At 36.5% G+C, this 12,199-nt stretch carries 12 protein-coding genes and 2 tRNA genes; 3 read left to right on the forward strand and 11 right to left on the reverse strand.

The window, feature by feature from the left end:
* Window positions 1-34: 34 nt before the first annotated feature.
* Entirely contained in the window at window positions 35-1,615 is a 1,581-nt protein-coding gene (locus W908_RS05795) for a thermonuclease family protein (RefSeq protein WP_053820319.1), read from the forward strand.
* Window positions 1,616-1,639: 24 nt separating this feature from the next.
* Here W908_RS05795 and recJ read toward each other — a convergent pair whose 3' ends face one another.
* The 3 genes from recJ to lspA form a co-directional block, all read right to left on the reverse strand.
* Window positions 1,640-3,334 carry a single-stranded-DNA-specific exonuclease RecJ gene (gene recJ, locus W908_RS05800; protein WP_053820320.1) on the reverse strand — a complete coding sequence of 565 codons (1,695 nt, stop codon included), beginning with the start codon at window positions 3,332-3,334 and terminating at the stop codon, window positions 1,640-1,642.
* Window positions 3,324-3,884 carry an Lcl C-terminal domain-containing protein gene (locus tag W908_RS05805; RefSeq protein ID WP_236849126.1) on the reverse strand — a complete coding sequence of 187 codons (561 nt, stop codon included), beginning with the start codon at window positions 3,882-3,884 and terminating at the stop codon, window positions 3,324-3,326. The genes recJ and W908_RS05805 overlap by 11 nt, the downstream gene beginning before the upstream one ends.
* Window positions 3,885-3,952: 68 nt before the next feature.
* Complete coding sequence (gene lspA / locus W908_RS05810) at window positions 3,953-4,417, reverse strand: signal peptidase II (protein ID WP_053820321.1); 465 nt, start codon at window positions 4,415-4,417, stop codon at window positions 3,953-3,955.
* Between the two features lie 141 nt (window positions 4,418-4,558).
* On the opposite strand from lspA, the gene W908_RS05815 reads away from it, so the two are divergent.
* Both W908_RS05815 and W908_RS05820 read left to right on the forward strand, forming a co-directional pair.
* Window positions 4,559-5,344, forward strand: a complete 786-nt coding sequence (locus W908_RS05815; RefSeq protein ID WP_053820322.1) for an enoyl-ACP reductase FabI — start codon at window positions 4,559-4,561, stop codon at window positions 5,342-5,344.
* Window positions 5,345-5,442: 98 nt separating this feature from the next.
* The gene (locus W908_RS05820; protein ID WP_053820323.1) at window positions 5,443-5,856 is read left to right on the forward strand and encodes a VOC family protein; all 414 of its coding nucleotides are present in this window, start codon (window positions 5,443-5,445) and stop codon (window positions 5,854-5,856) included.
* A 30-nt stretch (window positions 5,857-5,886) separates the two neighbouring features.
* On the opposite strand, the gene W908_RS05825 is transcribed toward W908_RS05820, so the two are convergent.
* From W908_RS05825 to W908_RS05860, 8 genes are all read right to left on the reverse strand, one after another.
* Window positions 5,887-7,731 (reverse strand): SurA N-terminal domain-containing protein, encoded by a 1,845-nt coding sequence (locus W908_RS05825; RefSeq protein WP_053820324.1) that lies wholly within the window; start codon window positions 7,729-7,731, stop codon window positions 5,887-5,889.
* A gap of 221 nt (window positions 7,732-7,952) precedes the next feature.
* Window positions 7,953-8,984: a threonine aldolase family protein gene (locus W908_RS05830; RefSeq protein ID WP_053820325.1), complete on the reverse strand. Its 1,032-nt coding sequence runs from the start codon at window positions 8,982-8,984 to the stop codon at window positions 7,953-7,955.
* A gap of 38 nt (window positions 8,985-9,022) precedes the next feature.
* Window positions 9,023-10,012 carry a N(2)-acetyl-L-2,4-diaminobutanoate deacetylase DoeB gene (gene doeB / locus W908_RS05835; RefSeq protein WP_053820326.1) on the reverse strand — a complete coding sequence of 330 codons (990 nt, stop codon included), beginning with the start codon at window positions 10,010-10,012 and terminating at the stop codon, window positions 9,023-9,025.
* Between the two features lie 84 nt (window positions 10,013-10,096).
* Window positions 10,097-10,936 carry a sulfotransferase family 2 domain-containing protein gene (locus W908_RS05840; protein WP_053820327.1) on the reverse strand — a complete coding sequence of 280 codons (840 nt, stop codon included), beginning with the start codon at window positions 10,934-10,936 and terminating at the stop codon, window positions 10,097-10,099.
* Window positions 10,937-10,992: 56 nt separating this feature from the next.
* The gene (locus tag W908_RS05845) at window positions 10,993-11,589 is read right to left on the reverse strand and encodes a class I SAM-dependent methyltransferase (RefSeq protein WP_053820328.1); all 597 of its coding nucleotides are present in this window, start codon (window positions 11,587-11,589) and stop codon (window positions 10,993-10,995) included.
* 108 nt (window positions 11,590-11,697) lie between these two features.
* Window positions 11,698-11,774, reverse strand: a tRNA-Asp gene (locus W908_RS05850).
* An 8-nt stretch (window positions 11,775-11,782) separates the two neighbouring features.
* A tRNA-Val gene (locus W908_RS05855) sits at window positions 11,783-11,858 on the reverse strand.
* Window positions 11,859-11,915: 57 nt separating this feature from the next.
* Entirely contained in the window at window positions 11,916-12,188 is a 273-nt protein-coding gene (locus W908_RS05860; RefSeq protein ID WP_053820329.1) for an HU family DNA-binding protein, read from the reverse strand.
* Window positions 12,189-12,199 lie beyond the last annotated feature (11 nt).

Raw genomic sequence — 12,199 nt, forward strand, 5'->3', positions numbered from 1 at the left:
ATTTGCTAAAAAGCAAAGGAGATTCAAAAATTATATGAATAAAATATACCTGCTTTTATTTCTGACATTGTTCTCTGTAAAAAGCTACGCAGGGGATTGTCCTGATGGTAGCGATCCGATTAAATCGATTTCAGATGATGGTACATACTTTGTATACAAGTGTGGTGGTAGTTCAAATAATAACTCAGCAGCTGATACGTCATCAAATAATACTTCATCGGTCAAAGCCTCAGAAATAGAGATATATGACGTTGCTTTTTCTTCTGATGTTTTAGAGGATTTACTAAATAGGATAGTCTCAAAACTGGATTATGACTTCAGTAATCATAAGTTGGCAAAAAGTGTTGAAGATGCAAACTGTAGGTTCACCTTAAAAAGAATCGTCTACGATAAAAGTGAATCTGGCGAATTGGAAAATTGGAACATGGCCTTAGGCTATATTAATATTAAGGATGCAAATGTAGATTTTGTTAAATCCTCTTGGAGGATGGGTGGACTTTCGATTGATCCAAGTTTCTTCATTGACGAAACAAATATAAAGCTCACAGAAGATGGTCACTTTGTTGGGAAAATGGCCTACTTTAATAGAAGCGTAGATAAAGGCGAAGTCCCAGAAAACCCTACATATCCCACTCTCATTAAACACCAAAGGTCAAATGCTGCAACTTTTAAAGATAACAAAATAGTTGAGGCGAAGTACTTTATTGATGTTGAGGATTGGGCTGGAGGCGTATTATTTGTAACCGGCTGCAGGGATGGTATTCTAGTTCCAAAAAAACCTAAGACAGTTAAAAAAGTAGCCAAAAAAGTTGAAACTAAAGAAAAAGCAACAGAAAACAAAACAAAAAAAGTAGCCCCAACCACTCAACCATCGACCTCTGCATCAGACCCAGTTATATCAAAAGTGGTTGAGGTTACGCATGGAGACAAACTTGTTGTAAACATTGCCGAACCTCATGAGCTTGCTGACAACTATATAAAAGTATCTTTGAAAGATATTGACGCGCCAGATGCTACAAAATCATGCCCTAAGCAGATCGAATTTGGAGTCAAGGTAAGGGATTATGTCTCCAAAAGACTGAGTGATGCGTCTTCTATCAAACTTAGCAACATCAGAAAAACAAATACCAAGCTCATTGCACAAGTTATTGTTGATGGCAAAGATTTAGGTAATGAGCTCGTAGAAATGGGTTACGCATCTGAAGAGTACGGCTTCTGGAAGCCATACTATTGTAGTGCTTTAACAGCGGTTCAAGCGGGCCAACAACTCTTTGATAAAGACCCTGACATGTCTATCTTCTGGCTTGAGCGCTCATTGATATTAGACCCAGATGGCAGCAACAATACGTTATCAACCTTTCTTCTAAGCCAGCAATATGAAAATAAGGGTGAGGAAAAAATATCTATTGATTATCTAAAGAGATCTGCATCACTAGGATGGGTCCAAGCAATGGAAGAGCTTGGACAGCAATATCTTATTGGTAGCAGAGTTAATCAAGATAAAAATCAAGGAAAAAAATGGCTTAAAAAGGCTCACGACAAAGGTAGTCAAATTGCTGAGACAATATTCTGCAACTCACTTCCTGTTGCAAAACAAAACTCTTGTAGATTATAGTCATTGCTCATCTGTAAATTCTAGTTAAGAGCTTTCAATTGACTCAATCATAAGCTGCAAAGACTCATTCCCTCTAAATGAATTGACATTGAGCTTATAAGCCACCCTAGCCTTCTTGGAATCAAGCTTTTCCTGAAAAAAAGCGATTCCCTCTAAAACTGAATTTGTACCTTGGAGTTTTAAATTACACTTGAGATGTTTTTCACCCACAATTCTCTGTTCAACTAGCTCAAAGTCACCATAAAAAATGGGCTCTTCAAAACCCTGACCCCAGGGTGAAGCTTGCCTCAACAGCTCTGCATTTTTAAGGGTTATTTCAGCTGAATCAAGACTTCCATCGGTTAGAAGCTCGATAATTGGTTTTTTACCTTTGAGATGCTTTGTTATTTCCTCAGTAAATGCATTTTTGAACTGCTCAAAGTTATCTGGATTGATGGTCAAACCTGCCGCCATCGCATGGCCACCAAACTTCTCAATGAGTCCTTGATTTTCTCTATCAACAAGGTCTAGCAAGTCTTTGATGTGGACATCTGGAATAGAGCGTATAGAGCCCTTTAAAACGTTATCTGCCTTGGCAAACACTGCAGATGGGCACTGATAGGTTTCTTTGAGTTTTCCAGCAACAATACCGACCACTCCCTCGTGCCAAGACTCGTCATAGAGAACGATTGCAAAATCACTCTTATCGATAGCTTGATCTTCAACAATAGCTAGAGCCTCGTCCTGCATACGAGTCTGCTCTTTGCGCCTTTTAATATTAAACTCTTCAAGCGTTTGCGCATACCTTCTCGCATCATTCATATCATCTGATAAGAGGCAGCGAATCCCCTGAGAAATATCACTGAGTCTTCCTGCCGCATTGATTCTTGGTGCGACTGTAAATCCAAGGTCAGATGCTTGAAGCGACTCAACTGGCCTTTTTGTTAACTCAAGGATGGCAAGGATGCCTTTTGAGCACCGTTTTTCACGAATACGCTTGATTCCTTCATTCACTAGAATTCGATTGTTTTGATCCAGTTTTACAACATCTGCAACGGTTCCAAGTGCAACTAAATCAAGAAGCGTTCGAAGGTCTGGATTTTGAATATTATTCTTTTCAAAATAACCTTGTTTTGTGAGATAGGTTTTAAGTGATGAAAACAAATAAAAACAGACCCCAACCCCAGCCAAATTTTTTGATGGAAAATCACAACCCCTTAAATTGGGATTAATAATCGCATTGGCATTGGGAAGCTCATTAGGCGGAAGGTGATGATCTGTGATAATGACGTCAATATCAAGGGATCTTGCAAGTTCTGCACCCTCATTACTTGATATGCCATTATCGACCGTAATAATGAGATCTGGCTCTTTATCACGCTTTGCCTCATTAACGATCTCAGGACTGAGACCATAGCCATGCTTAAAACGATTTGGAACTAAAAAATCGACATGTTTTGCACCCATGAGTCTTAGCGCCTTAATAGCCACTGCACTGGCAGTTGCACCGTCCGCATCAAAATCTCCAACAATCAGGATCTGCTTATCCTCTAAGAGGCATTTCTCAAGAAGCTCTAGGGCGATATTGAGTTGGTCAAAGTTGGGCTTAAGAAGACCAGGAAGCGCCATTGAGAGCTGCGACTCAGAGACGCCTCTGGCTGCATAGATTCTTTTGAGAATTAAGGGTATATCGTCAGAATATGACTCATACAAGGATTGATCAATCTCTCTAGTCAGCACTTCTTACAAGTCTTACAAAAGTGTCAATGGTTTTCTCACGCGCCTTTGAGCCGCCATAGAAAAAAGGCACCTCGAAGGCGAGTTTAGGGCTATTTGTGACTGAATCAGAGGTCCAATAAGTATTCTTCTGAGTGTTAGGAAAAAAGTCTGTATTAATGAGCGTATCGCTCTCACCATAATAGTCAACAATCGTATTTAATTCATCAAGTGATGGAAGGCGCCAATCTGCATAACCACAAAGATTGGCTTTATTTATATCGGCAGTAAAGGACAGTGTATTGCAGTTTTTACCCCAATAACAATTCTTAGTATAGGTCCCATTATCTCTCCCACTCTCACCATCAAACCAAGTATAGGTGTTGAGGCTATATTGAATGCCTTCTTCTTCACTCTTGACTTCCCAGAGAAGTGACTTACTGTCATCTAAAACGCAGGACCAAGCCTCACTATCTAAAGCTAAAATTTCGCCAGAATCTGAAACTTTATGCATTTCAGCTAATGCCGAAATACTCATCAAATAAAGTAAAGGTAATAAAAGAAATTTATTCATTGAGTTTGAGTGGAATGCATTTATTTAATATTCTACCACTTATGGTGATTCTCGATGCTATTGGAATTTTATTTACTAGTCGATTTTCTCTCAAATATGAGAAGTGCAACGCCCAAAAAGATTAAGCTGTCTGCTATATTAAAGACAGGCCAATAGAAACTATTGACATGAACATCAATGAAGTCGATGACAAAACCATACTGCGCCCTATCAATTAAATTGCCTACAGCACCTGAGAGAAGTAGAAACTGTCCTGTTAACTTTTGACGATAAATTGAAGATGTCTTTTGCGTCCAAATCACGATCCAAATAGAAACTAAGATAGAGACAACTAAAAGAAATGACTTTTGCATCATACCCCCGCCTGCGAGAAAACTAAAAGCAGCGCCTGTATTTTGAAGATAGGTCCAACTGAGGAAAGGATTAACAACGATTGACTGACCTAAATCAAACGAAGACATAAAAATTTGCTTGGTAAATTGATCTGTTAAAACCAATCCAAGAAATAATAGGTAGTAGCCTTTGTGCTTCATAAATATCTTCAGTAATTGTTAAATTTAAGAGTCCGTGATTAACTTTAAATAATCCTCAACATTTATTAAGTAAACAGCATCTATTTAGTCAATGTGTTTATAATTAAACCCTAACTGTATTATAAATATTATGGAGGTTTCATGGGTTTTTTAACAGGTAAAAAAGCACTCATTGTTGGCGTTGCTTCAAACCGCTCTATAGCTTGGGGAATTGCTGAATCAATGGCAGCAAATGGCTGTGAACTTGCCTTTACTTATCAAACTGAGAAACTTAAAGGTCGCGTTGAAAAGTGTGCTGAAATCTGTAACTCATCTATTGTAATTCCTTGTGATGTATCCAGTGATAAGCAAATTAATGAAACTTTTGATGAACTTAAAAAATCATGGGATAGTTTTGACATTTTAATTCACTCAGTGGCTTTTGCAGAAAGAGCTGAGCTCGATGGTAATTATCTTGAGGTCACAACGCGTGAAGGATTCCTCAAGGCGCATGAAATTAGCTCATATAGCTTTACTGCACTTGCAAAATCAGCGATGCCGATGCTTAATGAGAACGGTGCCCTATTAACACTGAGTTACTTAGGAGCTCTTAGAGCAATTCCTAATTACAATGTGATGGGTATTGCTAAAGCCTCTCTTGAAGCCAATGTTAGATATATGGCTGCAGCAATGGGAGCTGAAAAAGGTATTCGCGTCAACGCGGTATCAGCAGGCGCAATCAAAACACTTGCAGCAAGTGGCATTAAAGGGTTTGGAAAATTACTTGATCATGCTGCTGAGAGCTCTGCGCTTAAACGCAATGTCAGCATTGAGGAAGTCGGCAATGTGGCAGCATTTTTATGCTCAGATCTAGCCTCTGGAGTAACCGGTGAGGTTACCTACGTTGATGCAGGGTATAACTTCTATGAGAAAGGCCCAGATCTTTAAACACTAAAAAAAAATATTCTTTGATATTGATAAATTTAGGATTTTTAGTATACTAATATCCTGATTTTAGGGGTTATTTTTCTTTTTTAGAGTCAATAATGAGTAATCGATTTCATTTGGCTATTGAGGCTGGAAAATTAAGCAATACTGTTAAATTTTATACTGATGTACTTGGATGTCAGCTTGATATGTCTGAAGAGGGTAAATGGCAAGACGTGGATTTTTGGGGGAATGAACTTACCCTACATCAATCAAAGCCTCGAAATAGTGATAGCCTTGAAAGGCATAGACATAGTGTAGATATGGGCGATGTCATTGTGCCTCACTTAGGAATACATTTACCATTAGAAGAATATCAAAGAGTTAAAGCCAGTGTTGCTTCTTCTGTAGGTTTTGTAGATAAGCCTTATATCAGGTTTGAAGATACAGACTATCAACAAGAAACTTTCTTCGTTGAAGATCCCAACTTCAATGTTCTTGAGATTAAGAGTATGGTCAAACCTAGAGACTAATAAACCTTTGAAATTTAATTTAAATTAAATCTATAGTAAATCAGAGAACACTCTAATTTCAGCATTATCTCTTAACTGCCTAATAAGAGTAACAAACATTTCATTGTTCTCCTGGCTCAAATAAAGCGCTGAGATGCCAGTATTTGTATCCTCCTCAGGAACTCTAACTCCGCTTAAATCAATCACCAAAGAAGTTAATTGGTTAGCACTTTGAGCACTATAAGTGTGTCTTCCTTCTTCAGGTTTTGATAAAGCAAATGATATAGATGCAACATTATAAGGCAACTCACTAGCTCTTGAAAGCCAGCCTTCAGAAACCCACTCTAGGTTGTTCTCTAAGATTAATTTATTGGCTGTTTGCTCATCACCACTTGAGAATGCAGAGGCAATACTTTCAGCAATGTTTTCAATCACTTCTTTTGCTGAAGCTGTCTTAAGAGTGGACTCAATTTGATCTTCTACTTCAATTAAATCTCTCTCACGCTCTGACTGCAGATCAGATAAAGCCAAAACAACAAATTTTTCTGAATCAATCTCCATAACTTCAGAATTATCACCGTCATCGATAACTGAAGAACTAAATGCAGAAGCAACAAATTTTGCATCATACAGACTGCTGCCATTACCAAAATATTCACTACTTTGAAGCTCAAGCCCAAACTGATCAGCAACAATATCTAGAGACTCTTCATAAGATAAATTAATGAACTCCTCTAAAGAGCTAAATAACATCTTTTCTTTTGCATTTTTAATATAAAGTGCTGCTAATTGCTCCTCAACTTCATTAAAAGCTTGCATTGTTTCAGCTTCTATATCTGTAAGCTTAATGATATGAAAATAACCATAATCAGTAGCAACCACATCACTAACATCGCCAATATTCATTGCAAATGCAGCCTCATCAAATTCAGCACCCATTAACTCTTTTTCAAAAAAACCAAGATCTCCGCCCTCTTCACTTGAAGAGCTGTCTTCAGATTTTGCTTTAGCGAGTTCAGCAAAGTCAGCGCCCTGATTGATCTGCTTTAATAGGTCATTAGCTAATTCTTCACTCTCAACTAGTATATGCTGCGCCCTTCTTCTTTCTGAGTTTGTATAGAGTTCAGCATTGTCGTCGTAAAGATTTTGAAGATCATCATTAGTTGGATTTTCAGGCTCATCCATACTGTCTAATGTAAGCTCTACAAAATCCACTTTAACCTTTCGTCCTTCAATAAAGCTTGATCTATTTTCATTAAAATAATCTGAAATTTGATCCTTTGAAACACTAACTTGATCTAGATAATTACTTGTATTCAGGGCAATATACGAAACCTCTCTTTGCTGAGATGCAAGATCATTAAGTTGATCAATTTGAATCGATGACATAAAAGCTGAACCACTCAGATTTCTCTTAATTTGTTCCCGTGTTAATGATTTTGATTGAGCTAATTCATAGCCAGCAGGTGAATAACTGTTAAGTCTTAATAATTGAGTATATCGATCTTGTGAAAATTCACCATCTACTGAGAAAGCTTGATTTAATTCAATAACCGATTTAACCTCATCATCTAGGGTAACAATATCTAATGAGTTGGCATAATTTTCTATCAGCTTTTCATTAATCATGGAATCTAAAAGAGTTTGCTTGATAGCATCATCAATCTCTTGGGTGTAGGCAGCGCCTAATTGTTGCTGCAAGTTGCGTTGTTGTGTATTTAATTCTTGGTAATAAACATTAATATCAATATCTTCTCCATCAACTGTAGCAATCGAGTTATTTGCAGAACGACTTACATAATCTTGAATTCCGAACAAGGCAAATGGAACCGTTATTAAGCCAACGATGAGATAAGCGACCCAACCTTTTGATTTATTTCTTATTGCACTTAACATAATAATATTTTTACCAAAAATGTTGATACTATTTTAGTATCAACCAATTACAATTAACTCAAATTCAATTTGAGAGACCTATCAAGAGTCAAAACTAACTCGTGATTTAATTATTTTTTTAGCTATAGGGATCTTGTATCAATGCAGATCTTACCATTTGCTTGGTGAAGCATTATACAAGGCTATACACTTCATCTATAAAAGTTTTTAAACCTTAAAATTTACCCGTATTTTTGTGATAATTTGTCTAAAAGATTTGTAATATCATTTTGATCAGTATTCCATGCAGTCACAAATCGAACAGCTTTCCCGTCCAGCTCTTCTTCATTGATGTCATAGCCAGCATTATTTAAATAATCAATGACATCTCTAGGAAGATGAACAAAAACTTCATTTGACTCAGTTGGATAGGCTAAATTGATATTTGAAAAGGCATTTAAGCCTTTACTTAATTTCTTTGCCATTGCATTTGCATGACTAGCATTTCGAATCCATACATCATTGGAGACATAAGCATTTAACTGAGATGATATAAAACGCATTTTTGAGAGAAGCTGGCCAGACCTTTTATGAAGGAATGGAAAATTACCAACCATCTCAGGTTTAAAAAATATGATTGCTTCTGCAGCGAGGCAACCATTTTTAGTACCACCCAAGGTTAGAACATCAACTCCTGACTTCCATGTCATCTCTGCCGGGCTTTCTCCAAGAGATACGAGACCATTTGCAAACCGCGCACCATCCATATGGACACTCATCTTATGCTTATGGGCTATTTTTGATATTTCTTGAATCTCATCTAATTGATAAACTGTCCCTGTTTCACACGATTGAGTAATACTGACAACTGAAGGCTGAGTCACATGAACATTACCAGATCCTCTAACAATCTCATCAAGCTCTTTAGCATTAATTCTTCCATTACTACTTCTCATTGGATTTAGCTTAGCACCGCCAGTAAAAAGCTCAGGTGCCCCGCACTCATCAGTATTAATATGAGAGAGCTCATGACAGTAGATTTTTCCATAAACAGGAGCTAACGCAGATAATGCTAATGCATTTGAAGCAGTCCCAGAAACTGTTAAAAAAACCTCGACATTGGTTTCAAAGACATCAGATAATTTTTCTTTGAGTCTAGATGACCATTCATCTTCACCATATGATTCTGAAATACCAGAATTAGCATTAATGACAGCATCCATAACCTCTGGGCAAGCACTCGTCACATTATCTGAAGCAAATAAAGCATTCATTTTTTCTCCTAATATAAAGGCAATAACAAACTATGAAGCTACACTGGAACCGCAACAACACCCAGAAAATCTCCATTTACTATCAGCCCTGGAAAATGTCTTCCAGTATAAATACCATCAATACCAGCAAAATATTCAGCAGGCTCATCTCCTGTTTTTTCAATGTTGTAAATCTTTGCCACAAGTTGCCCTTCACTAACTGGATCACCTAAATCAACACAATGCTCTAAAAGCCCAGTTGATTCACTAAAAATATAGCATCTTTGATCAGGCATGTCTAAATTAAGTGTTTCTGATACCTCTAGATCTCCTTCACAAATACCAGTATGTTTTAACAAATTACGAATTCCTTTTTTTGCAATTTCGACTGAATAAGCCGTTGTTGATCCACCTCCACCAAGCTCTGTACTAATAAACACTTTCCCCATATTTTCAGCAGCAGTATCATACATGTTGACAGCATCAATCTCAAGAAGCATTACTGAATGAGGGGCGTTAAAAGCTTTCATTGCATCAATACAACGAGACTGTTGTTCTTTATCATCTAGAAAATGAGCACAACAAAAAGGTAAAAAATCTAATGTCTTTCCGCCAGAATGAAAATCTACAACATAATCTGCAAGAGGAAGAAGAGTCCGATTAAAGTAATCAGCTATCTTCTCAGTAAAGGTTCCTTCAGGATTGCCAGGGAAAACTCGATTCATATTACCACCATCAATTGGAGATGTTCTTTTTCCAGCCTGAAAAGCTGGATAATTCATCCCAGGAATAATTATCACTCTTCCTTTAATATCAGAAGATCTGATGTGATTTGCTAAATCAAATAATGCTACAGGACCTTCATATTCATCACCATGATTAGCCCCAGTAAAAAGAATTGTTGGCCCATTTCCATTTTTTGCTACAGTTATAGGAATCACTATAGAGCCCCAGGCAGAGCCATCATGAGAGTGAGGAAGTTTAAGATAGCCATGCTGAATTCCATCTTTCTCAAAGTCAACACTTAGGCTTATTGGGCTATCCTTCATAAGAAATTAGAAAGCAAATAAAACTAAAACGTCATTGTACTTCATCAACAAAATATTTACAATCTACGAAAACTCTAAAAAAAATTATTTAAACAATAAAGCACCATTGCCAAAATGGCTTTTATACAAATCAATATCATCTCCATAAATTTCATTAACAAGATTGACTTCTAATTCTGTGAACATTGATTTGTAACTTGGCAAACGGCCATTATTTTTCATTTTTTCAAGATCTATATCTTTAATCTTTGAGAAATCTCCATCAACTTTTTCAAAACTTGAAATATCATGATTTAAGATCTTCCTAGTATCATAAACTTTAAAACCTTTAGATTTCAATAAGTCAATTGCATCAGAAAAGAGCTCCAAAGAAAAATAATCATCATAATGCTCATAATGAAGAAAATCTGACTGATTTCTCCAGTGTTCCTCCATATTTTCTCTACTTTGAGATTTTATATATTCTAGAAATTCATTAAAATTTAAACTCGCTTTATTACCAAAATTATCATTAAAGTTAATTTTTCCATCTACCACTTTATCTAAATAACAAGAAGCAATTCTAGTATATGGGCAACGCAAAACAACAAAAGTATGTTTTGCAAGAGAAACTTCTCTTTGAGATGAAATAAAGGTTTGGTTATTTTGATGAATCCAATTAATATCATCAACGTCTTTAACAAAGCCATTTGCAATGGCAATTGAAAACCTTAATGAAGAGCAACAATTCTTTGGAATATAAGTACAAACAGCCTCCAATGGATAGATAGATAAAGCATGACTAGATGAAAAATTATAAAGTTCATTTTCAGTCACTTTTGAGATTTCTATTCTTGCATTCTTTAATTGTCGACCATTGTTCACTTTCAATTCCTTTTTTAAATTATTTGACTCTAAAGATAAAACACATATATTAAGAGGCAAATTACTTTTAGCAGTTATCTTTTCAAGTAGTTGAATACAATTATTTTAATAAATATTCAATCACCAGGTAAAAATTCAAGTGCCAGATTTCTTAATTCTTCATCAGACTTTTTACCTTTACAAGCAATAAGATATAAAGCATAGTCCTCCGGTCTTCTTCCACCTATCCATTTCTGAAAGCCCGCTTCAATAAAAAAATTCAATAAAGATGAATAAGTAAACCCACACTTGTGTGCCATAAACTCATTCCCTTCTTCAAGGGCAGCTCTTAACCCATACAAAATATCAATGGGAGCTATTGGGACTGGAGTTTCGTATAGTGGATCATAAAGTTTATCTTTGAGAATTGCATCGCAAACACTTTGTAAATCTGGGCAAATAAGAACAACTACGCCATCATCTTTCAATACTCTAAGAAACTCTTTTACAACAATTGGAACTTGATGAGGATATACGTGTTCAATGTTATGTGATGAGTAAACTGCTTCAACACTATTTGAAGCAACTTTACTCATATCCAACAATGTTCCAACAATATCTGGATTGACAGTTTTATCAATATCAAATCGAACTTCTTTCCATTGATCATTATCAAAACCTTTTAAACCAATTTTTGTTTGAGGACCACAGCCTACATGGAGAAATGTTTTCATAAAAGAAATTAACTGTAATTATTTAAATTTTTTTAATTATATCAAGATAAATATAATTCAAAAAAAATAGATTTGGAAATTCTTAAACTAAGATATTGCAAATTAAAATGGCGGAGCGGACGGGGGTCGAACCCGCGACCTCCTGCGTGACAGGCAGGCGTTCTAACCAACTGAACTACCGCTCCATATTTCTTGGTGGGCGCTACAAGACTTGAACTTGTGACCCTCGCCTTGTAAGGGCGATGCTCTCCCAACTGAGCTAAGCGCCCAAAAAAATGCCCGAATCAAATAAGGAAACGGGCATATTATACTTCGAAAAAATCTGATTAGTTAACAGATTCCTTTAATAATTTTCCTGCTTTAAATGCGGGTGCATTTGATGCTGAAATTTGTATTGCAGCACCAGTTTGCGGGTTACGGCCAGTGCGTGCTGCGCGTGCTCTTACTAAAAAACTACCAAAACCAGTGATAGCTACTGAGTCGCCACTTGCCAATGTGGTAGAGATTGCAGTAGTTGTTGCCTCTAAAGCACGAGCTGCATCAGCTTTCGAAAGACCTGAGTTATCAGCAATTGCTGAAACTAAATCTGATTTGTTCATTTGTTAACTCC

It is taken from the genome of Candidatus Pseudothioglobus singularis PS1, from assembly GCF_001281385.1.
In the GTDB taxonomy this organism is placed as follows: domain Bacteria; phylum Pseudomonadota; class Gammaproteobacteria; order PS1; family Pseudothioglobaceae; genus Pseudothioglobus; species Pseudothioglobus singularis.